Source organism: Pseudomonas sp. 18.1.10, from assembly GCF_024655625.1.
Lineage (GTDB): Bacteria > Pseudomonadota > Gammaproteobacteria > Pseudomonadales > Pseudomonadaceae > Aquipseudomonas.
Window position 1 is genome coordinate 1 of record NZ_JANLGL010000023.1, and the last position, 23,299, is coordinate 23,299.

The 23,299-nt window shown below is 61.6% G+C and carries 21 protein-coding genes and 1 other RNA gene; 4 read left to right on the plus strand and 18 right to left on the minus strand.

All coding sequences use genetic code 11. The features are described from left to right. Positions 1–147 precede the first annotated feature (147 nt). From lpxC to rsmI, 18 genes are all read right to left on the minus strand, one after another. On the minus strand, positions 148–1,059 hold the full coding sequence (gene lpxC, locus NUV89_RS06360; RefSeq protein ID WP_003171886.1) for a UDP-3-O-acyl-N-acetylglucosamine deacetylase: 912 nt from the start codon (positions 1,057–1,059) through the stop codon (positions 148–150). 112 nt (positions 1,060–1,171) lie between these two features. Further along, positions 1,172–2,368, minus strand: a complete 1,197-nt coding sequence (ftsZ, locus tag NUV89_RS06365) for a cell division protein FtsZ (protein WP_017738690.1) — start codon at positions 2,366–2,368, stop codon at positions 1,172–1,174. Positions 2,369–2,434: 66 nt separating this feature from the next. Continuing rightward, entirely contained in the window at positions 2,435–3,697 is a 1,263-nt protein-coding gene (gene ftsA, locus NUV89_RS06370) for a cell division protein FtsA (RefSeq protein ID WP_017738691.1), read from the minus strand. Between the two features lie 15 nt (positions 3,698–3,712). Further along, a complete protein-coding gene (locus tag NUV89_RS06375) occupies positions 3,713–4,582 on the minus strand; it encodes a cell division protein FtsQ/DivIB (RefSeq protein ID WP_257780665.1) in 870 nt (289 codons plus the stop codon). A gap of 5 nt (positions 4,583–4,587) precedes the next feature. Beyond that, positions 4,588–5,544, minus strand: a complete 957-nt coding sequence (locus NUV89_RS06380) for a D-alanine--D-alanine ligase (RefSeq protein ID WP_257780666.1) — start codon at positions 5,542–5,544, stop codon at positions 4,588–4,590. After that, positions 5,541–6,989, minus strand: coding sequence for a UDP-N-acetylmuramate--L-alanine ligase (gene murC / locus NUV89_RS06385; RefSeq protein ID WP_257780667.1), 1,449 nt, complete (start codon positions 6,987–6,989; stop codon positions 5,541–5,543). Before murC ends, NUV89_RS06380 begins: the two co-directional genes overlap by 4 nt. Continuing rightward, the gene (gene murG / locus NUV89_RS06390) at positions 6,982–8,052 is read right to left on the minus strand and encodes an undecaprenyldiphospho-muramoylpentapeptide beta-N-acetylglucosaminyltransferase (RefSeq protein WP_257780668.1); all 1,071 of its coding nucleotides are present in this window, start codon (positions 8,050–8,052) and stop codon (positions 6,982–6,984) included. Before murG ends, murC begins: the two co-directional genes overlap by 8 nt. Beyond that, positions 8,042–9,265 (minus strand): putative lipid II flippase FtsW, encoded by a 1,224-nt coding sequence (gene ftsW, locus NUV89_RS06395; protein ID WP_122487584.1) that lies wholly within the window; start codon positions 9,263–9,265, stop codon positions 8,042–8,044. Before ftsW ends, murG begins: the two co-directional genes overlap by 11 nt. Next, positions 9,262–10,608, minus strand: coding sequence for a UDP-N-acetylmuramoyl-L-alanine--D-glutamate ligase (gene murD / locus NUV89_RS06400; protein WP_257780669.1), 1,347 nt, complete (start codon positions 10,606–10,608; stop codon positions 9,262–9,264). The genes ftsW and murD overlap by 4 nt, the downstream gene beginning before the upstream one ends. A gap of 6 nt (positions 10,609–10,614) precedes the next feature. Continuing rightward, positions 10,615–11,697 (minus strand): phospho-N-acetylmuramoyl-pentapeptide-transferase, encoded by a 1,083-nt coding sequence (gene mraY / locus NUV89_RS06405; RefSeq protein WP_017738698.1) that lies wholly within the window; start codon positions 11,695–11,697, stop codon positions 10,615–10,617. Then, positions 11,697–13,067, minus strand: a complete 1,371-nt coding sequence (gene murF, locus NUV89_RS06410; protein ID WP_257780670.1) for a UDP-N-acetylmuramoyl-tripeptide--D-alanyl-D-alanine ligase — start codon at positions 13,065–13,067, stop codon at positions 11,697–11,699. The genes mraY and murF overlap by 1 nt, the downstream gene beginning before the upstream one ends. Further along, positions 13,060–14,523 (minus strand): UDP-N-acetylmuramoyl-L-alanyl-D-glutamate--2,6-diaminopimelate ligase, encoded by a 1,464-nt coding sequence (locus tag NUV89_RS06415; protein ID WP_257780671.1) that lies wholly within the window; start codon positions 14,521–14,523, stop codon positions 13,060–13,062. The genes murF and NUV89_RS06415 overlap by 8 nt, the downstream gene beginning before the upstream one ends. Beyond that, positions 14,523–16,265, minus strand: coding sequence for a penicillin-binding protein 2 (locus NUV89_RS06420; RefSeq protein WP_257780693.1), 1,743 nt, complete (start codon positions 16,263–16,265; stop codon positions 14,523–14,525). The genes NUV89_RS06415 and NUV89_RS06420 overlap by 1 nt, the downstream gene beginning before the upstream one ends. After that, on the minus strand, positions 16,265–16,558 hold the full coding sequence (gene ftsL, locus NUV89_RS06425) for a cell division protein FtsL (protein WP_017738702.1): 294 nt from the start codon (positions 16,556–16,558) through the stop codon (positions 16,265–16,267). The genes NUV89_RS06420 and ftsL overlap by 1 nt, the downstream gene beginning before the upstream one ends. Next, positions 16,555–17,502 (minus strand): 16S rRNA (cytosine(1402)-N(4))-methyltransferase RsmH, encoded by a 948-nt coding sequence (rsmH, locus tag NUV89_RS06430; protein ID WP_026137039.1) that lies wholly within the window; start codon positions 17,500–17,502, stop codon positions 16,555–16,557. Before rsmH ends, ftsL begins: the two co-directional genes overlap by 4 nt. Beyond that, on the minus strand, positions 17,499–17,954 hold the full coding sequence (mraZ, locus tag NUV89_RS06435; RefSeq protein WP_003171868.1) for a division/cell wall cluster transcriptional repressor MraZ: 456 nt from the start codon (positions 17,952–17,954) through the stop codon (positions 17,499–17,501). Before mraZ ends, rsmH begins: the two co-directional genes overlap by 4 nt. A 355-nt stretch (positions 17,955–18,309) precedes the next feature. After that, positions 18,310–18,663, minus strand: an RNA gene (gene rnpB, locus NUV89_RS06440) — RNase P RNA component class A. 96 nt (positions 18,664–18,759) lie between these two features. Next, entirely contained in the window at positions 18,760–19,665 is a 906-nt protein-coding gene (gene rsmI, locus NUV89_RS06445; RefSeq protein ID WP_257780672.1) for a 16S rRNA (cytidine(1402)-2'-O)-methyltransferase, read from the minus strand. A gap of 165 nt (positions 19,666–19,830) precedes the next feature. Here rsmI and NUV89_RS06450 point away from each other — a divergent pair, with 165 nt between their 5' ends. From NUV89_RS06450 to NUV89_RS06465, 4 genes are all read left to right on the plus strand, one after another. Beyond that, entirely contained in the window at positions 19,831–21,642 is a 1,812-nt protein-coding gene (locus tag NUV89_RS06450; RefSeq protein ID WP_257780673.1) for a penicillin-binding protein activator, read from the plus strand. Then, positions 21,642–22,013 (plus strand): YraN family protein, encoded by a 372-nt coding sequence (locus NUV89_RS06455; protein WP_257780674.1) that lies wholly within the window; start codon positions 21,642–21,644, stop codon positions 22,011–22,013. The genes NUV89_RS06450 and NUV89_RS06455 overlap by 1 nt, the downstream gene beginning before the upstream one ends. A gap of 92 nt (positions 22,014–22,105) precedes the next feature. Next, positions 22,106–22,699, plus strand: coding sequence for a phosphoheptose isomerase (locus NUV89_RS06460; RefSeq protein ID WP_017738708.1), 594 nt, complete (start codon positions 22,106–22,108; stop codon positions 22,697–22,699). Further along, a complete protein-coding gene (locus tag NUV89_RS06465) occupies positions 22,696–23,277 on the plus strand; it encodes a BON domain-containing protein (RefSeq protein ID WP_257780675.1) in 582 nt (193 codons plus the stop codon). Before NUV89_RS06460 ends, NUV89_RS06465 begins: the two co-directional genes overlap by 4 nt. The last annotated feature ends 22 nt before the right edge of the window (positions 23,278–23,299 follow it).

Below are 23,299 nucleotides of genomic sequence, written 5' to 3' on the forward strand. Positions count from 1 at the left end.
TGGTGACTGATCCACCGCATTCGCGAGCAAGCCCGCTCCCACACAAGCCCGCTCCCACATTTTTTGATCTTCATAGGCCTGAACCGCAGGCATAAAAAAAGGCCACCCGAAGGCAGCCTTTCAAAACTAAAGAAAGAGAGTTGTTACTTACACCGCCGCAACGGGACGCATGTAAGAGATCGGTGCGGTGCTGGCATCTTCGAAGGTCACGACTTCCCAAGCGTCTGTCTGCTCAATCAACTTGCGCAGCAGCTGGTTGTTAAGGGCGTGGCCCGACTTGAAGCCTTTGAACTCGCCTATCAGGCTATTGCCCAGCAGGTAGAGGTCACCGATTGCATCGAGGATCTTGTGCTTCACGAATTCGTCTTCATAGCGAAGGCCGTCTTCGTTCAGTACACCATCCGCGTCGACCACAATGGCATTTTCAACGCTGCCGCCGAGTGCGAGGTTGTGCTTGCGCAGGTACTCGATGTCACTCATGAAACCAAAGGTACGGGCGCGGCTGACTTCTTTTACGAACGAAGTGCTGGAAAAATCCACGCTTGCACTTTGGGTGCGGTCACGGAATACCGGGTGATCGAAATCGATCTCAAAGCTCACTTTAAAGCCTTCGAACGGGACGAAGGTGGCGCGCTTGTCGCCGTCTTCTACTGTCACTTCCCGCAGAATGCGAATGAACTTCTTGGCTGCGTCCTGTTCTTCCAGGCCGGCAGATTGAATCAGGAATACGAAAGGTCCAGCGCTACCATCCATGATCGGGACTTCAGACGCGGAGAGCTCGACGTAGGCGTTATCGATGCCCAGGCCAGCCATGGCCGAGAGCAAGTGCTCCACCGTGTCCACTTTGACGTCACCGTTGACCAATGTGGTCGACATGGTGGTTTCGCCAACGTTTTCCGCGCGAGCAGGAATCTGCACCACAGGGTCCAGGTCGGCACGAACAAACACGATGCCGGTGTCGACAGGTGCAGGTTTGAGGGTCAGGTATACCTTCTCCCCGGAGTGCAGACCTACACCTGTGGCACGGATAATATTCTTCAGGGTGCGTTGTTTAATCATGGCTTGGACCGCTTGAGCGCAAATTGCGAACTGGTATCAACAAAGGCTGGCGATAATAGCAGACCAGACCTTTGCTGAACACCAATCACCTTCATAGCCCTGATACATTCCATCAATCGGCCTGACGACGCAGGAATGCCGGGATGTCCAGGTAGTCCAGATCATCTTGCGGATTCGGGCTACGGGACGCCGCAGCACCGGCCTGAGCCTGGTTGCGCATCACGGTCGGACGGTCCAGGTCACGGTAGTTCACCGACGGCAGTTCCTGGCGCGAAGGCGCTGGAGCCGCAGCCGCTTGGCTGACCTGGCTGGTGTGCAGGGTGTTGTCGATGACCTTCACAGGTTTCTCGATCTTGGCACCCAGGCCGGTGGCAACCACGGTCACGTGCAGTTCGTCGCGCATGTCCGGGTCGATAACGGTGCCGACCTTGACCATGGCGTGCTCGGACGCGAAGGCTTCGATGATGCTACCCACGTCGGAGTACTCACCCAGGGACAGGTCAGGACCGGCGGTGATGTTCACCAGGATGCCGCGAGCGCCTTGCAGGTTCACGTCTTCCAGCAACGGGTTGCGGATGGCCGCTTCAGTGGCTTCACGTGCACGGTTCGGACCGCTGGCGCAGCCAGTGCCCATCATCGCCATGCCCATTTCGCTCATCACGGTACGTACGTCGGCAAAGTCGACGTTGATCATGCCCGGGCGCTTGATGATGTCGGAGATACCGCGAACGGCACCGGCCAGTACATCGTCAGCCTTGGCGAATGCGGACAGCAGGCTCGCGTCCTTGCCCAGGATGGTCAGCAGCTTCTCGTTGGGAATGGTGATCAACGAGTCGACGCTTTCAGACAGCAGACGGATGCCTTCGTCGGCGATCTGCATGCGCTTGCGACCTTCGAACGGGAACGGACGGGTCACGACAGCGACCGTCAGAATGCCCATTTCCTTGGCCACTTCGGCAATGATCGGCGCTGCACCGGTACCGGTACCGCCGCCCATGCCCGTGGTGATGAACACCATGTTGGTGCCTTGCAGCACTTCGGCAATACGCTCGCGGTCTTCCAGGGCGGCTTGACGGCCGACTTCCGGGTTGGCGCCAGCGCCGAGGCCTTTGGTCACCGCGGTGCCCAATTGCAGGATGGTCCGCGCGCCGATGCTTTTCAGCGCCTGGGCATCAGTGTTGGCGCAGATGAATTCAACGCCTTCAATGTTGCTCTTGACCATATGGTTGACAGCGTTGCCGCCGCCACCGCCGACACCGATCACTTTGATGACCGGGCTTGCGGGGATGTTGTCTACGAGTTCGAACATGTTCCCTCTCCTTTCGTTTTCTCTAGTTTTTTCGCCTACTGCTTCCAGCGGTGTTGCGGTAAAGCTTTAAAAATTGCCTTTGACCCACGCCTGCAACCGCTCGAACAACGGCGCTTTCGCTTCGTCGTCACTGCGGTAGCTGTCGCGGATGCTCGGGCCCGACAGGGAAATGCCGTCGGTCTGCTTTTGCAGGCCGTACAACAGCAAGCCCACGCCAGTCGAATAAATCGGGTTGCGCACCACGTCGCCCAGGCCTTTGACGCCATGGGGCACGCCCAGGCGCACCGGCATGTGGAAGATTTCCTCGGCCAGTTCGACCGCGCCTTCCATCTTCGAGGTGCCACCGGTCAGCACGATGCCGGCCGGGATCAAATCTTCGTAGCCGCTGCGACGCAGCTCAGCCTGGATCAGGGTGAACAGCTCGTCGTAGCGCGGCTCGACCACTTCGGCCAGGGCCTGGCGCGACAGCTCGCGCGGTGGACGGTCGCCCACGCTCGGCACCTTGATGGTCTCGCCGGCGCCGGCCAGTTTGGCCAGGGCGCAGGCGTAGCGGATCTTGATTTCTTCGGCGTACTGGGTCGGTGTGCGCAGCGCCATGGCGATGTCGTTGGTCACCTGGTCACCGGCAATCGGGATCACGGCGGTGTGACGGATCGCACCTTCGGTGAAGATCGCGATGTCAGTGGTGCCGCCGCCGATATCCACCAGGCACACGCCCAGTTCTTTTTCGTCGTCAGTCAGCACGGAGTAAGCCGATGCCAGCTGCTCCAGGATGATGTCGTCGATTTCCAGGCCGCAGCGGCGCACGCATTTTTCAATGTTCTGTGCGGCGTTGACGGCGCAGGTCACCACGTGAACCTTGGCTTCCAGACGTACGCCCGACATGCCCAGGGGTTCGCGGACGCCTTCCTGGTTATCGATCACGTAGTCCTGCGGCAGGGTGTGCAGCACGCGCTGGTCAGCCGGGATCGCCACGGCCTGGGCTGCGTCGAGTACACGTTCAAGGTCGGCGGCGCTGACTTCACGGTCGCGGATCGCCACGATGCCGTGGGAGTTCAGGCTGCGGATATGGTTGCCCGCCACGCCGACGAACGCCGAGTGGATCCGGCAACCGGCCATCAGCTGCGCTTCTTCGATGGCGCGCTGGATCGATTGCACGGTGGACTCGATGTTCACCACCACGCCCTTCTTCAGGCCCCGGGACGGATGCGTGCCGATACCGACGATCTCGATTACGCCGTCTTCTCCGACCTCGCCGACCAGCGCCACCACCTTGGAGGTGCCGATATCGAGACCGACGATCATTTTGCCGCTTTGCACGTTTGCCATGGGTCCTGCCTCTTCTTAATTCTTCGCGACAGCGGGTTGCGCTGCCGTGGGCGCAGCCGGTTCACGCCAGCCGACGGCAAGGCCGTTGGCGTAACGCAGGTCGACGCTCGCAATGTTCGTAATCTGTTCTTTCAAGGTCTTGTCATAGATGGCAATAAAGCGGCGCATCTTTTCCACCAAGCGGTCGCGTCCGAGCAACAACTGGATGCCCGGGCCGGAACTGCCGGCCCCGGTGGTCAAAAACCAGCTGCCCCGTTCACGCAGTTCCAGGCGTGCAATGGAGAAGCCCATGGGCCGCAGCATCTGGCTCAAGGCCTGGTACTGCTGCATCACTTGCTGCTGCGCCCGCTGCGGCCCGAACAACTGCGGCAGGTGCTCGTAGTTGGCCAGTTCACGCGGGGTGAACGCCTGCCCCTGGTTGTTCAACAGCGCTTCGTCGCCCCAACGGGCCACGGGCAGTTGTTCTTCCAGGCGGATCGTCACCTGGTCCGGCCAGACGCGGCGGACTTCGGCGTGGGCGATCCACGGCATCTGTTCCAGCTCACCGCGCATCCCGGCCAGGTCGATGGTAAAGAAGCTCGCCGCCAGGTACGGGCCGATGCGCTGCTGTACCGCCTGCTGGCTGATGTAGCTCAAGTCGCCCTGCACGCTGATCTTGGTGATCGGCCGGTCGGCATACGGCAACAGGCGCTGCGCGCCCTCGTAGGTACCGAAGCCCAGCACCACCAGCAACACCGGCCAGAACAGCGCCTTGAGAAAACCAAAGTTGGCTTTCGGCAGGCGCGCCGACATCGGCTCTTTAGCCACCATGCGGCTGGCACCCCGTGGCACCGGCTTGCGGCCGGGTGCTGGGGGTTGCGGATGTCGAAGCGATGCGCCGTTCATGTCTGTCAGCCTCTAGGCTCAATGCTTGCTGCAAGGATCGCCAGCACCAACTGCTGGAAGTCCAGGCCCGCTGCACGAGCAGCCATGGGGACCAGGCTGTGATCGGTCATGCCGGGAGCGGTGTTGACTTCCAGGAACCAGAAATTCCCTTGGTCATCCTGCATCACGTCTGCCCGCGCCCAACCGGCGATACCCAGCGCCTCACAGGCTTTCGCCGTGAGGTCCATCAATTCCTGTTCCTTGGTTGCGTCGAGGCCGCACGGGATCCGGTACTGGGTATCGGAAGCCACGTACTTGGCGTCGTAGTCGTAAAAGGTGTGGGGCGTGCCCAATGCGATAGGCGGCAACACCTGGCCACGCAGGGTGGCGATGGTGAACTCGGGACCTTGAATCCACTGTTCCACCAACACTTGTGAGTCGTAGGTACTTGCCGCTTTCCATGCGTCGATCAATTCGGCGGCCGAGTTCACTTTGGCCATGCCGATACTGGAGCCTTCATGGGCAGGTTTGACGATCAAAGGCAGGCCCAGTTCCTTGGCTGCAGAAATACAATCGTCTTCGCTGCACAAAACGCTGTGACGCGGGGTTGGAATGCCCAGGCTGTGCCACACCTGCTTGGTGCGCAACTTGTCCATGGCCAGCGCGGAAGCGAGGATGCCACTGCCGGTGTACGGGATGCCGGCGCACTCCAGCAGGCCCTGCATGCTGCCGTCTTCACCGCCACGACCGTGGAGGATGATGAAGGCGCGGTCGATCTTCTCGGCCTGCAGGCGGGCGAGGAAATCATCGCCCACGTCGATGCCGAACGCGTTCACACCGGCACTTTGCAGGGCTTCAAGCACGGCATTGCCGGACTTGAGCGACACTTCGCGTTCAGCGCTTTTGCCGCCGAACAATACGGCGACGCGACCGAAGTCAGCCGGTGCGATTGTGGAAAACAGGGAGGCGTAGTCAGTGGTCATTTCGACTTCCCCTTTTCGGCAGCGGCAAACAATGGGCTCGCCAGCAATTTCGGGGCAAGGCCGCCAATGTCACCAGCGCCCTGGCACAGCAGGATGTCACCGGCACGCAGCAGCGGCTTGACGATCGGCGCCAGGTCTATGCCACGCTCAATGTAGATCGGGTCCAACTGGCCACGCTGACGGATGCTGTTGCACAGCTTGCGGCTGTCGGCCCCCGGGATCGGTTCTTCACCGGCCGGGTACACCTCCATCAGCAGCAGCACGTTGGCATCGGCCAATACATTGACGAAGTCGTCGTACAGATCGCGGGTACGGCTGTAGCGGTGCGGCTGGTAGACCATCACCAGGCGGCGCTCCGGCCAGCCACCGCGTACGGCCTTGATAACGGCCGCGACTTCGGTCGGGTGGTGACCGTAGTCGTCCACCAGCATCACGTCGCCGCCGTCTACCGGCAGTTGGCCGTAGACCTGGAAGCGCCGGCCCACACCGGCAAAGCGCGACAGGCCTTCGACGATGGCTTCATCGCTGACGCCTTCGTCGCTGGCGATGCAGATGGTCGCCAGGGAGTTCAGCACGTTGTGGTTGCCCGGCATGTTCACCGACACATCCAGCGGCTCGCGATCAGGACGCAGCACGGTAAAGAAGGTTTGCATGCCTTCCTGGCGCACATTGATCGCGCGCACGTCGGCGTCTTCGCTGAAGCCGTACGTCACGGTCGGGCGCTTGACCTGGGGCAGGATTTCACGCACCACCGGGTCGTCCAGGCACACCACGGCCAAACCGTAGAACGGCAGGTTGTGCAGGAACTCGACGAAGGTTTTCTTCAACTTGTTGAAGTCACCGTCGTAGGTGGCCATGTGGTCTTCGTCGATGTTGGTAACGACGGCGACCAGCGGCTGCAGGTGCAGGAAGCTCGCGTCACTTTCATCGGCTTCGGCGATCAGGTAACGGCTGGTGCCCAGTTGTGCATTGGTGCCGGCTGCATTCAGGCGGCCACCGATGACGAAGGTCGGGTCCAGGCCACCGGCGGCGAACACCGAGGCGATCAGGCTGGTGGTGGTGGTCTTGCCGTGGGTACCGGCGACGGCGATGCCGTGGCGATAACGCATCAGCTCGGCCAGCATCTCGGCACGTGGCACCACCGGAATGCGGCGCTCAAGGGCGGTGGCCACTTCCGGGTTGGAGGTGTTCACGGCGCTGGACACCACCAGCACATCGGCTTCGGCGGCGTTCTCGGCACGGTGGCCGATAAAGATCTGGGCGCCAAAGCTTTTCAGGCGATCGGTGACCGGCGACTCTTTCAAGTCCGAGCCGGACACCTGGTAGCCCAGGTTCAGCAACACTTCGGCAATGCCGCACATGCCCACGCCGCCGATACCGACGAAGTGGATGCGACGGATGCGGCGCATCTCCGGTTGTGGCATGGCTTTTTGATTCTCAACCATGGGCCACCTCCAGGCAGATATCGACCACGGTGCGGGTTGCGTCAGGTTTGGCCAGGCGGCTTGCGGTGCTCGCCATGCTGTTGAGTCGTTCCGGTTGCATCAAAACCTCGGTCAGGCGTGCGGCCAAATCGGCGGCGCCAGTCGTTCTTTGCGGCAGCAGGAAGGCAGCGCCCTCCCCGGCCAAATATTCGGCGTTGCGGGTCTGGTGATCGTCGATTGCGTGGGGCAAAGGCACCAGCAAGGACGGCAGACCGGCGGCGGCCAGTTCACTGACGGTCAGCGCGCCGGAGCGGCAGACCACCAGGTCGGCCCAGCCATAGGCTTGGGCCATGTCTTTGATGAAGGGCTGTACGTTCGCCTCGACACCGGCTTCGCGATAACGCTCGGCGGTGACTTCACCGTGATCCTTGCCGGCCTGGTGGAAGACCTCCGGGCGCAATTCCACAGGGAGTTGCGCCAGGGCTTGCGGCAGCAGTTTATTCAAGGGCTCGGAGCCCAGGCTGCCGCCCATAATCAGCAGGTGCGCCTTGCGCCCGCTCAGTGCTTCGCGCGCAATGTCCATGAACAGTTCGGTGCGCACCGGGTTGCCGGTGGTGCGCAGCTTGTCCGATGCATCGAACGTCTTCGGGAAGGCCTCGCACACCCGTGCAGCCAAAGGCACCAACAGGCGGTTGGCGGTCCCGGCCACGGCGTTCTGCTCGTGCACGATCACCGGCACGCCGGCGAGCTTGGCGGCGACGCCACCCGGGCCGGTCACATAACCACCAAAGCCCAGCACACACACCGGCTGCAATTCGCGAATCACCTTGCGCGCCTGCCACACCGCCTTGAGCAACACGAACGGCGCCTTGAGCAGGGACAACTTGCCCTTGCCACGCAGGCCGCTGACGTTAATCAGGTGCAACGGCAAACCGGCATTCGGCACCAAGTCGTTTTCGATACCGCGCGGCGTGCCGAGCCAGTGCACGCTGTAGCCACGGCTCTGGAACTCACGCGCACAGGCCAAGGCCGGGAACACATGGCCCCCGGTGCCGCCCGCCATAATCAGCACGTTAGCGTCCATGGGTTGGCTCCTCGGCAAAATCGCTTTCACTGAATTCCATCTCTTCGCTGCCCAAGTGGGTTCGACTCTCCCACTCGATGCGCAGCAACAAGCCCAGGCAGATACAGCAAATGACCAATGAACTGCCGCCGTAACTGAGGAACGGCAGGGTCAGGCCCTTGGTCGGCAGCCGCCCGATATTCACCCCGACATTAATCAGGAACTGGCCGATCCAAAGAAACGCCAACCCATAAGCAACGTACGCGGCGAAGAACTGCTTGGCTTTCTCGGCCCACAGGCCTATGTACAGCGCACGCACGCAGACAAATACAAACAGCGCGACCGTGCATAACGAACCCACTACGCCAAGCTCTTCGGCAAGTACCGAGAATACGAAGTCAGTGTGAGCTTCCGGCAGGTAAAACTGCTTCTGCACACTGTTGCCCAGCCCTACCCCCAACCAACCGCCTCGACCAAAGGCGATCAGCGCCTGGGTCAATTGGTAGCCGGAGCCGAACTGGTCGGACCAGGGGTCGGTAAAGGTAATCAGACGGGCCATTCGATAGGGTTGCGCCAGTACCAGCAGGTAAACCGCCACCACCGCCAGCACAACCATCAAGGCAAACCTCAGCAGCCCAACACCACCGAGAAACAACATCGCCGCCGCCGCGCCCATCATTACAACCGTGGCACCGAAGTCGGGCTCCATCAGCAACAGGCCGGCCATGGGCAGCAGCACGATGAACGGTTTGAAGAAGCCCATCCAGCTTTCGCGGACTTCTTTCTGGCGGCGCACCAGGTAACCGGCGAGGTAAATCACCACGAACACCTTGGCAATTTCCGACGGCTGCACGTTGAACGCGCCGAAGCCGATCCAGCGCATCGAACCGTTCACCTCACGGCCGATGCCGGGCAGGATCACCATTATCAGCAAGCCGAACGCGCCGATCAGCATCAGCCAACCCAAGCGCTGCCAGGTGGCGATGGGGATCATCATGGTGACGACGCACGCACCAAGGCCGATCACCAGGTACACCAGGTGACGGATCATCATGTACAGGGTGTTGCCCGACTGCACGGCGGCCACTTCGGACGATGCCGACGTAATCATCACCAGGCCCAGGCCCAGCAGCGCGAGGCAACCGGCGAGCATCGGGAAATCGAGGTCGATACCGCGCCCGGTGATGATCGGCGACGGGTACGGCTTGATGATGTTTCTCAGACCGAGGCTCATACCAACGCCTCCACGGCGCGGGCGAACAACTGGCCGCGCTCTTCGTAGTTCTTGAACATGTCGAAGCTGGCGCACGCCGGCGACAGCAACACCGCGTCGCCCGGCTGGGCCAGGGCCTTGCACTGGGCAATCGCGTCGTCCAGGGACGTGGCGCGCACTTGCGGCACCGCGTCACCGAGGGCGGCGGCAATCAGGTCGGAATCGCGCCCCATCAACACCACGGCACGGCAATGTGCAGCGACCGGGCCTTTAAGGTCCTTGAAGTCGGCACCCTTGCCGTCGCCACCGGCAATCAGCACCAGCTTGCCGTCGATATCGGCACCCAGGCCCTCGATGGCAGCCAGGGCCGCACCGACGTTGGTGGCCTTGGAATCGTTGTAGTAGTTGACGCCATCGAGGTCGCGCACCCACTGGCAGCGGTGCTCAAGGCCACCGAAGCTGCGCAGGGCCGACAACATGGCATCGAACGGCAAGCCCACGGCATGCCCGAGTGCCAGCGCCGCAAGGGCATTGGACTGGTTATGGGCGCCACGGATTTTCAGCTCGCGCACCGGCATCAGGTTCTGGAATTCGAAGGCCAGGTATTTCTCGCCATTCTCTTCACGAATGCCAAAGGCCTTGAAGTCGGGTTTGCCGAGGCCAAAGGTCCAGCAAGGCATGCCCTCGCCCATCAGCGGACGGCTCAGGGCGTCCTGGCGGTTGACCACAAATTGCCTGGCGCCACGGAAGATCCGGTGCTTGGCCAGGTGATAGGCCGGCAGGCCGCTGTAGCGGTCCATGTGGTCTTCACTCACGTTCAACACGGTAGCCACTTCGGCGCCGAGGTCGTGGGTGGTTTCCAGCTGGAAGCTCGACAGTTCCATGACGTACAACTCGACATCGTCGCTGAGCAGGTCCAGCGCCGGCACACCGAGGTTGCCGCCCACGGCGACGCGCTTGCCGGCCGCAGCCGCCATCTCGCCGACCAGGGTGGTCACGGTGCTTTTTGCATTGGAGCCGCTGATGGCCACGATCGGCGCCTTCGCGTTACGCGCGAACAGGTCGATGTCACCGGACAGCTTCACGCCACGGGCGGCGGCAGCTTGCAAAGCCGGTGTCGCCAGGGCCAGGCCGGGGCTCACGTAGAGCTCGTCGGCGCGGCACAGAAACTCGACATCCAACTCGCCACAACGCACTTCCACGTGCGGGTAGTCACGGCGCAGCGTGACCAGCTCCGGTGGATTTTCCCGCGTATCGGCGACGGCAAACGACGTGCCCCGGTTCGCCAGGAAGCGAACCAGGGACATGCCGCTCTTGCCGAGGCCGACAACGATGCGGAAGTGGTCTGAAGCGATCAGGGACACTCGTTTCTACCTCAGTTTCAGGGTGGCAAGGCCGACCAGCACGAGAATCACAGTGATGATCCAGAAACGGACAATCACACGCGGCTCAGGCCAGCCCTTGAGTTCAAAGTGGTGGTGAATCGGCGCCATGCGGAACACGCGGCGCCCGGTCAACTTGAAGGAGGCCACCTGGATGACCACCGACAGGGTTTCCATCACGAACACACCGCCCATGATGAACAGCACGATTTCCTGGCGCACGATCACGGCGATGGTGCCCAGGGCTGCGCCCAGCGCCAGTGCGCCGACGTCGCCCATGAACACTTGTGCGGGGTAGGTGTTAAACCACAGGAAGCCCAGGCCGGCACCGATCAGCGCACCGCAGAACACAATCAGCTCGCCCGCGCCCGGCACGTATGGGATCAGCAGGTATTCCGCGAACTTCACGTTACCCGACAGGTAGCAGAAGATGCCAAGCGCGCCGCCCACCATCACCGTCGGCATGATCGCCAGGCCGTCGAGGCCGTCGGTGAGGTTCACCGCGTTGCTGGAGCCGACGATCACGAAATAGGTCAGCACCACGAAACCGACGCCCAGGGGAATGCTGGCGTCCTTGAGCATCGGGATTATCAGGGTGGTTTCCACCGCACTTGGCGCGGTCATGAACAGGAAAATCGCTGCGCCCAGGCCAAACACCGACTGCCAGAAATACTTCCAGCGGCTTGGCAGGCCTTTCGAGTTTTTCTCGATCACCTTGCGGTAGTCATCGACCCAGCCAATGGCGCCGAACAACAGGGTCACCAGCAACACCGTCCACACGTAGCGGTTGTGCAGGTCGGCCCAGAGCAAGGTGCTGATGCCGATGGACGACAGGATCAACGCGCCGCCCATGGTCGGGGTGCCGGATTTGGACAGGTGCGACTGCGGGCCGTCATTACGAACCGATTGACCAATTTGCAGGTTCTGCAGGGTGCGGATCATCCACGGCCCCAAAAACAGCGACAGCGACAGCGCGGTCAGCACGCCCAGGATCCCGCGCAGGGTCAGGTACTGAAAGACCGCGAAGCCTTTGTGGAACTGTTGCAGATACTCAGCCAGCAGCAGCAGCATTAATGTTTCTCCGTACTTGAGCCACACAAGGCCGCGACGACGTTTTCCATCACCGCGCTGCGCGATCCCTTGATCAAAATAGTGGTTTGTTTGTCTTGTTCGGCCGCCGCCAGCGCCTGGATCAGCTCGGCCTGGGTGGCGAAATGCCGCGCGCCCGGGCCGAAGGCGTCGACCGCGTGGGCCATGTTCGTCCCCACGGCGTACAGTGCGTCGACCTTGCCAGCGGCATAGGCGCCGACTTCACGATGGCCTTGTTCAGCCCAGTCGCCCAGCTCGCCGATATCGCCCAGCACCAGCACCTTGCGCCCGGCAAAGCCCTTCAGCAGATCGACCGCGGCATTAATGGAGGACGGGTTGGCGTTGTAGGTGTCATCGATCACACGCATGCCATTGGTCGCCAACTGCGCCACGGTGCGGCCCTTGACCGGCTGCACCGCCCCCAGGCCGGTAGCGATACCAAACAGCGACACGCCCAGGGCGTGAGCGGCGGCGGCGGCGGCCAGTGCATTGGCGACGTTGTGGTTGCCCAGCAGGTTCAACTGCACCTGCTCGCTGCCTTGTGGCGTGTGCAAGGTGAAGGACGGGCAACCACGGGCATCAACGGTGATGTTGGAAGCATGGAAATCAGCCGCGGCATTGAGCACGGCAAACGTCAGCACCTTGCGACCGGCGGCGCGTACACGCCAGGTCTCGAAGGCCTTGTCGTCCAGATTCAATACAGCAGTGCCCGATGCATCGAGGCCTTCAAGGATCTCGCCCTTGGCTTCGACGATCTTCTCCGGGCCGCCGAACTCGCCGACATGGGCGGTACCGGCGTTGTTGATGATCGCCACGTGGGGCTTGGTCAGCGCCACGGTGTAGGCGATCTCGCCAATGCGCGACGCGCCCAGCTCGATGACGGCCGCCGTGTGTTCCGGGGCCAGTTCGAGCAGGGTCAGCGGTGCGCCGAAATCATTGTTCAGGTTGCCACGGGTGGCGAGCACCGGGCCGCGCGTGCGCAGGATACCGGCCAGCAGCTCCTTGACCGTGGTCTTGCCGCTGGAGCCGGTGATGGCTGCCACGGGCTTATCAAATGCGGCACGGTTCAGCGCGCCCAACTGGCCGAGGGCCAGGCGGGTATCGGCGACCAGCAATTGCGGCAACGTGGACTCTGCCACTTCGCGTTGCACCAAGGCGCCCACGGCACCTTTGGCTGCGACGTCATTCAGGTAGTCGTGTCCATCGAAACGCGGGCCCGCCAAGGCGACGAACAATTGGCCCGGTTTAATGTTGCGACTGTCGATACTGACACCGTCGAAGCGGCAATCGCTCGACAGCACACGGGCCGCCAGGGCCTGGGTCAGTTCGCTGAATGTCATCGCCTTAAGCATGGGCGACCTCCCAGGCGGTCAAGGCGTGATCGGCCTCGACCAGATCGGAGAAGGCATGGCGTTCGCCGTTGATTTCCTGGTAGTCCTCGTGGCCTTTACCGGCCAGCACCACCACATCGTCAGCACTGGCGCTGGCAATCAATTGGGCAATGGCAGCGCCACGGCCGGCGACGAAGGTCGCCTTGGACGCATCGCTGAAGCCCGCGCGAATGTCGTCGAAAATCTGCTGCGGGTCTTCGCTGCGCGGGTTGTCGTCGGTGACGAGCACGCCATCGGCCAGACGTTCGACGATCTCGGCCATCAACGGACGCTTGCCGCGATCACGGTCGCCGCCGCAGCCGAACAGGCAGAGCAATTTGCCCTTGGCATGGGGACGCAGGGCAACCAGGACTTTTTCCAGGGCATCCGGGGTGTGGGCGTAGTCGACCACCACCAGCGGCTGCGAACCGCCACCCAAGCGCTGCATGCGCCCGACCGGGCCTTCCAGCTTGGGCAGCACCCGCAAGATTTCGTCGAGGGCGTAATCCAGGCCGAGCAACGCGCCAACGGCGGCGAGGACGTTGCTCAGGTTGAAGCGACCGAGCAGGCTGCTCCGCAGATGGTGCTCGCCTTGTGGCGTCACCAGCGTAGCGCGCACGCCCTCGTCATTAAATTGGGCATCACGGCAATACAGGTACGCACTGGAATCTTCGAGGCTGTAGCTAATCAGGCGCGACTCATGCTCTTGTGCCGCCAATTGGCGACCGAATTCGTCGTCCAGGTTCACCACCCGGCATTTCAGGTCGTTCCAGGCAAACAGCTTGGCCTTTTCGGCTGCGTAAGCCTCCATGGTGCCGTGGTAGTCCAGGTGATCGCGGGACAGGTTGGTCATCACCGCCACGTCAAAGGCCAGCGCAGCAACGCGGCCCTGGTGCAAACCGTGGGACGAGACTTCCATGGCAACCGCCTTGGCACCGGCCTTTTTCAGGTCGGCCAGGGTCGCTTGCACGGCGATAGGGTTCGGCGTGGTGTGCAGCCCGCTGTGCAGCGCGCCATAAAAGCCGGTGCCAAGGGTGCCGATAATGCCGCAGTGCTGACCGAGCAGATCCAGGGCCTGGGCGACCAACTGGGTCACGCTGGTCTTGCCGTTGGTGCCCGTGACACCCACCAGATTGACGTGACGGCTCGGGTCGCCATAAAAACGCCCGGCGATATCCGACAACTGTTTGGCCAGGCCCTTGACCGGAATCAGCGGCACGTCGGTGATCGGCAGCACGGTAGCGCCTTCCACTTCATACGCCACCGCCGCCGCACCGCGCTGCAAGGCATCGGCGATATGGTCACGACCATCGACCTTGCCGCCCGGCACGGCCAGGAACAGGTCACCGGCACGTACATTGCGGCTGTCCAGGCTCAGCTCGCGGATCAGCAGATCGCGGCCAGCGTGGGCAAAAATCTTGTTCAGGCTCAGAGACATCAGCCGCGCCCTCCATTGGCTTTTACGGCAGCGGCCGGTGGTCCGGCGTTCGCTTGTTGGGTCGGCGGCAGGTTGTCCGGCGTGATGTTCATCAGGCGCAGGGTGCCGGACATCACTTTGCTGAACACCGGCGCCGATACCAGGCCACCGAAGTAGCCTGCTTTACTCGGTTCATCGATCACTACGACGATGGCGTAGCGCGGGTCGCTCATCGGGCCAAAGCCGGCGAACAGCGAGCGGTAGGAGTTTTCGGCATAGCCCTTGGTGCCCACCGACGTTTTCCGCGCGGTACCGGACTTGCCTGCCACGTGATACGCCGGCACCTGGGCACGGAACACGCCGCGCGGGGCTTCGATCACTTGTTGCAGCATGCCTTGCATGGTCTTGGCGACGTTTTCCGGGATCACCTGGGTGGCTTTCGGCGCTTCGTCGACACGGATCAGGCTCAAGGGAACCATGCGGCCATTGTTGGCCAATACAGAGAAAGCGTGGGCCAGTTGGATCGCGGTCACCGACAGGCCGTAGCCGTAGGACAGCGTGGCGGTCTCGGCTTTTTTCCAGTCGCGGTAGTTCGGCAGGTTGCCCACGCGCTCGCCCGGGAAGTCGAGGCCGGTGGGCTGGCCCAGGCCGATTTTCTGCGCAAGGTGGTAGATGGTTTCACCGCCAATATCGAAGGCGACCTTGCTCATGCCCACGTTACTGGAGTTAATCAGGATACCTGTCAGATCCAGCACCGGACCTTCGGTGCGGGACACGTCGCGAATGGTGTATTTGCCCAACTGCAGGGTACCCGGATACACCTCGACCTTGTCGCTGGGCTTCCAGCGTCCGGTTTCGAGGGCGGCACTCATGGAGATGGCTTTCATGGTCGAACCCGGTTCGAACACGTCGATCATCGCGCGGTTACGCATCATCGCCGGTTGCAGGTTGCGACGGTTGTTCGGGTTGTAGGTCGGCTGGTTGACCATGGCGAGGATCTCGCCGGTCTTCACGTCCATTATCACCAGGCTGCCGGCCTTGGCGCCGTTCTCGATGATCGCGTTACGCAGCTCGCGGTTGGCCAGGTATTGCAGGCGCAGGTCAATCGACAACGCCAAGGGCTTACCGGCCTTGGCGTTTTTGGTGACCTGGACATCCTTAATCAGTCTGCCGCGCCGATCCTTGATGACTTGTCGTTTGCCGGGAACCCCGGCCAGCCATTCATCGTAGGCCAGCTCCACGCCTTCACGGCCGTGGTCGTCGATGTCGGTAAAACCGACCATATGGGCGGTGGTTTCACCGGCCGGGTAGAAACGACGGAATTCCTCGATGCCATAGACACCGGGGACTTTAAGGTCGAGCACTTGCTGACCTTGTTCAGGGGTCAGGCCGCGAACAAGGTAGATGAATTCTTTGTTGGCCTGGGCATCAAGGCGCTCGGACAGAGCCTTCGGATCTTGTCCAAGGGCCGCGGCCAGTGCCGGCCAACGGTCCTTGGACACCTGCAATTCCTTGGCATTTGCCCACAGCGTGGTCACTGGCGTGCTGACAGCCAACGGTTCCGCATTGCGGTCAGTGATAAGGCCGCGGTGTGCCGGAATCGGGATATGCCGCAGGCTGCGGGCGTTGCCCTCGCCGATCAGGAAGTCGCGATCGACCACCTGCAGGTCGATGATCCGCCAGGCAATCGCGCCCACCATCAATGCCAGCAAGCCGAGCATCAGGCGGAAGCGCCATGGGTAGAGTGCGCCTTCGAGTTTCATCATGGCGCCACCATGCGGACTTCGGCCGCGCCAGGGATGTGCATTTTCAGCTGTTCGGTGGCCAGCACTTCGATACGGCTATGGGCCGTCCAGGTGCTTTGTTCCAGGATCAGCCGGCCCCACTCCGCTTGCGCCTTGTCGCGCACACTCAGCTCCCCGTACAGGGTGTTGAGCAATTGGCGGTTGTAGTGGGCGCTGTAGGACACCGCAATCGCGGACACCAGCACGCCGACGTACAGCAGCATCATGAAGAAGCTGCCGCCCGGGAGGGGCTTGGCAAAAAGCTTGCTCACCGCAGCTTCTCGGCAACGCGCATGACAGCGCTGCGGGAGCGTGGGTTGGCCTTGAGTTCGGCTTCGGAAGCGAACTGCGCTTTGCCATGGATTTTGATTTTCGGCACAAAGGCTTCGAAACGTACCGGCAGGTTGCGCGGCAGGTTGTCGGACTCACCCTTGACCAGGCGACGCATGAACAGCTTGACGATACGGTCTTCGAGGGAATGGAAGCTGATGACCACCAGGCGACCGCCCACTTCCAAGGCATCCAGCGCGGCTTCGAGGCCCGCTTCCAGGTCGCCCAATTCGTTGTTGACGTGAATGCGCAGGCCCTGGAACGCACGGGTTGCCGGGTTCTTGCCCTTTTCCCACGCCGGGTTGGCGACTTTCAGCACTTCGGCCAGGTCGGCGGTGCGCTCGAACGGCTGGATTTCACGACGTTCGACCACGGCACGGGCCATGCGGCCGGCGAAGCGCTCCTCACCGTATTCCTTGAAGACGCGGGTGATTTCTTCATGGGGCGCGGTGGCGATGAACTGCGCAGCGCTGATACCCCGGGTAGGATCCATGCGCATGTCGAGGGGGCCATCGTTCATGAAACTGAAGCCGCGCTCCGGGTCGTCGAGCTGTGGCGAAGACACGCCCAAGTCCAGCAAAACCCCGGCCACCTTGCCTGCCATGCCGCGTTCGGCCACTTCGGCACCCAGCTCGGCAAAGCTGCGCTGCACAACGACAAAGCGGCCGTCTTCGGCCGCTAGCGCTTGCCCGGTGGCAATCGCTTGGGGGTCTTTGTCGAACCCGAGGAGTTTGCCGTCGGACCCGAGCTGGCTGAGTATCAACCGGCTGTGCCCGCCCCTGCCGAATGTGCCATCCAGATAGCAACCATCCGCGCGCACGGCGAGAGCCTCAACGGCTTCGTCAAGCAATACGGTGATGTGGTTAAAGCCGCTATCAATAGTCACAGGATCAAATCACGCAGTTCATCAGGCATGGCGCCCGGTTGTTGAATAGCAGCCAGGTCAGCTGCAGAAACAGCATCCCAGGCATCTTCGTCCCACAATTGGAACTTGTTCAGTTGGCCCACCAGCATTGCGCGCTTGTCCAGCTTGGCGTACTCGCGCAAACGCGGTGGCACCAGGAAACGACCGCTGCCATCGAGCTCAAGGTCGACGGCGTTGCCAATCAGCAAACGCTGCAGGCGGCGGTTTTCTTCACGCAATGAAGGCAGGGCACGCAACTTGGTTTCAATCAGCTCCCACTCATCGAGGGGGTAAACACACAAACAAGGGTCAACGGCATCGATCGTGATAATCAACTGCCCGGAACTTCGCGAAATCAGCTCGTCACGATACCGGCTCGGCATAGCGAGACGGCCTTTTGCATCGAGACTGATAGCGTTAGCTCCGCGAAACACAGATGCGTTTCTCCAAATTTTAGCGTTTTACGTTCAAAAAACCCACTTTGTGCCACTTTCCGCCACTTGCGCACACTATAGGAATGCGCCCACCACACCGTCAAGGCGCGGATTCAAGGAAAAGCCTTACAGAACGGAGATTTAGGAGCGTAAAGGGAGGAGAAACGAGAGTTTGGCGATGTTTTTGACCCGACAAGCACAAACAGCTCAAAGAGCTATGGCTCGAAGTTAAAGTAATTTATTAAGAGTAAGATTTTTTTGGTATTACGAAGATGCATCTGCCAATGATTCGGCAGGGAGGGATTCTTGCGTTACTACCGGGTTTCTGCCCGAGATTCGGACAGAAGGAAAAAAGGTGGAGAGTCGATCTGTAAGCCGGGTTCTGTCTTGAACAGTCATTCGTCTACGATGGCCATCACTGGACACCTTTAGCAACCTACCCGGTCCCAGCGCGGGCCACGCCTTGGGACCCTATTTGGTCTTGCTCCAAGTGGGGTTTACCTAGCCACGAACTGTTGCCAGTCGTGCGGTGCGCTCTTACCGCACCTTTTCACCCTTACCGGCACCGAAGTGCTTAGGCGGTTATTTTCTGTGGCACTTTCCGTAGGCTCACGCCTCCCAGGCATTACCTGGCACTTCGCCCTATGGAGCCCGGACTTTCCTCCCCCCCCTAATTTTCATAGAGGGCAGCGACTGTCCAATCGACTCTCCGCCGCGCAGGTTAACGGCACGGCGGACTTAGGACAAGTAATAAAAGTTCAGAATTGCCATCACGTTCAGACGAAATACAGCTTTCGCCCCTGAACTATTCGGCTTTCTGTTTATCCAGCGCAACTTGATACAGCACATTCTTGCGCAGGCCGGTAATTTCCGCGGCCAACGCAGCGGCACGCTTGAGGGGCATTTCCTTGAGCAACAGATCAAGGATGCGCATGGCCTCGCTGCCAACCGCGTCTTCGCTCTCCGGCGCCGTCCAGCCCGCAACCAGCACCACACACTCGCCGCGCTGCTGGTTGCTGTCACCCTCGACAAAGGCGCGCAACTCTTCCAGAGGCAGGCCCTTGAGGGTTTCGAAGGTCTTGGTCAGCTCGCGGGCCAGCAGCGCCAGGCGCTCGCCGCCGAATACCAGCTCCATATCCTGCAAGCATTCTAGGATGCGATGGGGCGCTTCATAGAAGATCAAGGTGCGCGGCTCTTCCTTTACCGCCTCAAGTCGCGCGCGCCGCCCCACCGCCTTGGCCGGCAGGAAACCTTCGAAAATAAAGCGGTCCGACGGCAGGCCCGCCGCCGACAATGCGGCAATCAGCGCGCACGCCCCCGGAACAGGCACTACATTGATACCAGCGGCACGCGCCTGGCGCACCAGGTGATAACCCGGGTCCGAGATCAACGGCGTGCCCGCATCGGAGATCAGTGCCACATCGTCACCCGCCAGCAGGCGCACGATAAAACGGCTGCCCTCTTCACGTTCGTTGTGTTCGTGGCAGGCCGCCAGTGGCGTGCTGATACCAAAATGCTGCATCAGGCGTTGGGAGTGCCGCGTGTCTTCGGCCGCGATCAATTTAACGTCACGCAACACTTTCAGCGCCCGGGCACTGATGTCGTCCAGGTTGCCAATGGGCGTCGCCACGACAAAAAGCGAGCCTGCAGTGGAATTCAAAGGACCTGGAGCAGTCAAAACGCACACCTCGATGGTTGGGAAAAGTCGCATTGTAGCGCGTAGGCGCCTCGATAATATGCCCTCACGCTCAGCCGCAGATGGCTGCCGGCAACATTTCCACGACCTAAATCGACGGTTTCACGCCAGTAACATCGCGCCTGGGCCAGTGCTTGGGTACAATTCCACGCTAATTTGATCGGTATCAGGAACACTTACATGATCGCTTGCCTGCGGCTGCTCTCCGCCCTCTGCCTCGCTGCCCTCCTGGCGGCTTGCGCCAGCTCGCCCTCGTCCAGCCTTGGCGACCTTCCACGGACCCCGGACGCCAGTATCGAGCAACTGCTCGAACAGGCCACCACCGCCAAGACGCCAGAAAAGGCCGCATTGCTGCGCCTGAGTGCGGCAGACATGGCCTACAAGCAGAACAACCCTGGCCGCTCGTCGCAGATTCTTGCGCAAGTGCCCCTGGATGTCCTCAAGCCCGCCGCGCAAGTCTTTGCCAGCACCCTGGCCGCCGAACTGGCCATGGCGCGCAACCAGCCCAAGGCCGCGCTGACGGCGCTGAGCCATCCCAGCCTGCAAAGCCTGAAAGACCTGCCGACCGAGCAGCAGCTGCGCACCGGCAGCGTGCATGCCCGCGCCTATGAAGCCGATGGCCAGACACTCGCCGCTGCCCGCGAGCGCGTGGCCATGGCCCCGCTGCTCAGCGGCGATGCCGCCAAAAGCAATCACGAAGCCATCTGGGCCCTGATTGCCGCAGTGCCTGCCGACCAACTGCAAGCCAGCGGCAACCCGACGCTCGACGGCTGGGTCACCCTGGCCCAGGCGGTCAAGGGCGCCGGCACCCTGGAGCAACAGCAAGCCGCCATCGACACCTGGCGCGCGCAGAACCCAGGCCATCCTGCGGCGCTGCAACTGCCGACACCGTTGACCAAGCTCAAGGAGCTGGCCAGCCAGCCCCTGACCAAGATCGCCCTGCTGTTGCCGCAGGAAGGCCCGCTGGCCTCCGTCGGCAAGGCACTGCGCGAAGGCTTCATGGCCGCGCACTACCAGGCTGAGCAAGCCGGACAGAAGCCGCCGGTCATCGAGTTCTTTGACAGCTCGCGCCTGACCTCCATCGATGACTTCTACGCCAAGGCCCAGGCTGCCGGCGTGCAACTGGTGGTCGGCCCGCTGGAAAAACCACTGGTCAAACAGCTGAGCGCACGCCCGCAATTGCCGATCACCACCCTGGCCCTGAACTACAGCGAGGCCGACCAGAACCCGGCGCAGCTGTTCCAGTTCGGCCTGGCGGCTGAAGATGAAGCCCGCGAAGTCTCGCGCCGCGCCCGCGCCGACGGCCTGCATCGCGCGGCGGCCATGGTCCCGCGCGGCGAATGGGGCGAGCGTGTCTACAAAGCCTTCCGTCAGGATTGGGAAGCCAATGGCGGCACCGTTGTCGGCGTCGAATACGTCGATCAACCGGTGGCCCTCGCCCAGCAGATCGCCGACCTGTTCCAGCTGCGCAAGAGCGAAGGCCGCGCCAAGAGCCTGCAAAGCACCGTCGGCACCGACGTAGCGGCACAACCTTCGCGCCGCCAGGACATCGAGTTCATCTTCCTGGCCGTGACCCCGCAGCTGGCCCAGCAGATCAAGCCGACCCTGAACTTCCAGTACGCCGGTGATGTACCGGTGTATGCGACGTCCCATGTCTTCAGCGCCAGCGGCGACAAGAACCAGTACCTGGACATGACCAACGTGATGTTCTGCGAAACCCCGTGGCTGCTCAACAGCACCGACCCGCTGCGCAACCAGGTTGCCGCACAATGGCCGCAAGCCAATGGCAGCCTGGGTCGCCTGTACGCGATGGGCGTTGACGCCTACCGCCTGGCGCCGCGCCTTGGCCAGCTCAAGGCACTGCCGGACACCCGCATCGACGGCCTCTCTGGCAACCTGGGCATCAGCGCCAGCCAGCGTGTTGACCGCCAGATGCCATGGGCCAAGTTCGTCGGCGGAGACATCCAGCGCCTGCCCGACACGCCGCGCTGATGCCCGAGCGGTCCAGCGCACAAACCGGCAAGGACGCCGAACTGCAAGCCCTGAATCATTTGCAACAGCAGGGTCTGCGCCTTCTGGCGCAGAACTGGTTATGTAAACGCGGTGAGCTTGATCTGGTCATGCTTGACGGCGATACAGTAGTATTCGTCGAAGTCCGCTACAGAAAACACGCACAATGGGGTGGCGCGCTCGCCAGTATCGACGAGCGCAAGCGTCAGAAGCTGATACTCGCCGCGCAGTTTTTCCTGCAAAAAGAGCATCGCTGGGCCGACGCCCCCTGCCGTTTCGATGTGGTTGCCATAGAACGCACACCGTCTGGTCAGGCTGACCTGAACTGGCTCAAAGATGCCTTCGACAGCTGATTCGCCGGACATCTTCACCACACACTTTTGCTCTTTGCTTTGCGGGCTGCACATTCCTGTGCCAAACAGCCGCGCTACTTAAGGTCACACAGATGGACATGCAATCCCGAATTCGCCAGCTTTTCCAGGCCAGCATCGACACCAAGCAACAGGCGATGGACGTACTTGCACCGCACATCGAGCAAGCCAGTCAGGTCATGGTCAACGCCTTGCTCAACGAAGGCAAAATGCTTTCGTGCGGCAACGGCGGTTCGGCGGGTGATGCCCAGCACTTCTCGTCCGAGCTGCTCAACCGCTTCGAACGCGAACGCCCGAGCCTGCCAGCCATCGCCCTGACCACCGACTCGTCGACGATCACCTCGATCGCCAACGACTACAGCTACAACGAAATCTTTTCCAAGCAGATCCGCGCCCTGGGCCAGCCCGGCGACGTGCTGCTGGCGATTTCCACCAGCGGCAACTCGGCAAACATTATTCAAGCGATCCAGGCCGCACATGATCGCGAAATGGTTGTCGTAGCATTGACCGGGCGCGATGGCGGCGGCATGGCGTCGCTGCTATTGCCAGAGGACGTGGAGATTCGCGTCCCGGCCAACGTCACCGCACGTATCCAGGAAGTCCATCTGCTGGCGATCCACTGCCTGTGCGATCTGATCGACAGCCAATTGTTTGGGAGTGAAGAATGACCGTTAACCGCCTCAGCCTATTGGCCATCACGCTGTGCCTTGCTATCACCGGTTGCAGCACCGCCATCACCGCGACACGTGACACGCCAATCCAGGACGACAAGGGCACTCGCACCTTCGGCAGCAAGATTGACGACTCGTTGATCGAAACCAAGGTTGAGGTCAACGTCGCCAAAGCCGCTCCCGACCTGGGCAACGGCGCCTCGCGCATCGTCGTCACCAGCTTCAACGGCGTGGTCCTGCTGGCCGGCCAAACCCCGCGTGCCGACCTCAAGGCCCAGGCTGAACAAGCCGCTTCGGCCGTGCAGCGCGTGAAGAAGGTCCACAACGAACTTCAGGTCATGGACCCGATCACCCTGCTGGCCATCAGCAATGATGCGTTGCTGACCACCAAGATCAAGGCCCAGATGCTGACCGACAACGCGATTCCCGGCTCGCGGATCAAAGTCGTCACCGACAACGGCATCGTTTACCTGATGGGTCTGCTGACCCAGGCGGAAGCCACCCGCGCAGCCAACCTGGTGCAAGGTGTGTCCGGTGTGCAGAAGATCGTCAAGGTGTTCGAGTACATCGACTGATGTAACCGGCAGCCACAAAAAA

Coding starts and splice junctions, on each gene's coding strand:
- lpxC (WP_003171886.1), bottom strand. CDS start 1,059: ATGATTAAACAACGCACCCTGAAGAATATTATCCGTGCCACAGGTGTA.
- ftsZ (WP_017738690.1), bottom strand. CDS start 2,368: ATGTTCGAACTCGTAGACAACATCCCCGCAAGCCCGGTCATCAAAGTG.
- ftsA (WP_017738691.1), bottom strand. CDS start 3,697: ATGGCAAACGTGCAAAGCGGCAAAATGATCGTCGGTCTCGATATCGGC.
- NUV89_RS06375 (WP_257780665.1), bottom strand. CDS start 4,582: ATGAACGGCGCATCGCTTCGACATCCGCAACCCCCAGCACCCGGCCGC.
- NUV89_RS06380 (WP_257780666.1), bottom strand. CDS start 5,544: ATGACCACTGACTACGCCTCCCTGTTTTCCACAATCGCACCGGCTGAC.
- murC (WP_257780667.1), bottom strand. CDS start 6,989: ATGGTTGAGAATCAAAAAGCCATGCCACAACCGGAGATGCGCCGCATC.
- murG (WP_257780668.1), bottom strand. CDS start 8,052: ATGGACGCTAACGTGCTGATTATGGCGGGCGGCACCGGGGGCCATGTG.
- ftsW (WP_122487584.1), bottom strand. CDS start 9,265: ATGAGCCTCGGTCTGAGAAACATCATCAAGCCGTACCCGTCGCCGATC.
- mraY (WP_017738698.1), bottom strand. CDS start 11,697: ATGCTGCTGCTGCTGGCTGAGTATCTGCAACAGTTCCACAAAGGCTTC.
- murF (WP_257780670.1), bottom strand. CDS start 13,067: ATGCTTAAGGCGATGACATTCAGCGAACTGACCCAGGCCCTGGCGGCC.
- NUV89_RS06415 (WP_257780671.1), bottom strand. CDS start 14,523: ATGTCTCTGAGCCTGAACAAGATTTTTGCCCACGCTGGCCGCGATCTG.
- NUV89_RS06420 (WP_257780693.1), bottom strand. CDS start 16,265: ATGAAACTCGAAGGCGCACTCTACCCATGGCGCTTCCGCCTGATGCTC.
- rsmI (WP_257780672.1), bottom strand. CDS start 19,665: ATGCGACTTTTCCCAACCATCGAGGTGTGCGTTTTGACTGCTCCAGGT.
- NUV89_RS06450 (WP_257780673.1), top strand. CDS start 19,831: ATGATCGCTTGCCTGCGGCTGCTCTCCGCCCTCTGCCTCGCTGCCCTC.
- NUV89_RS06455 (WP_257780674.1), top strand. CDS start 21,642: ATGCCCGAGCGGTCCAGCGCACAAACCGGCAAGGACGCCGAACTGCAA.
- NUV89_RS06460 (WP_017738708.1), top strand. CDS start 22,106: ATGGACATGCAATCCCGAATTCGCCAGCTTTTCCAGGCCAGCATCGAC.
- NUV89_RS06465 (WP_257780675.1), top strand. CDS start 22,696: ATGACCGTTAACCGCCTCAGCCTATTGGCCATCACGCTGTGCCTTGCT.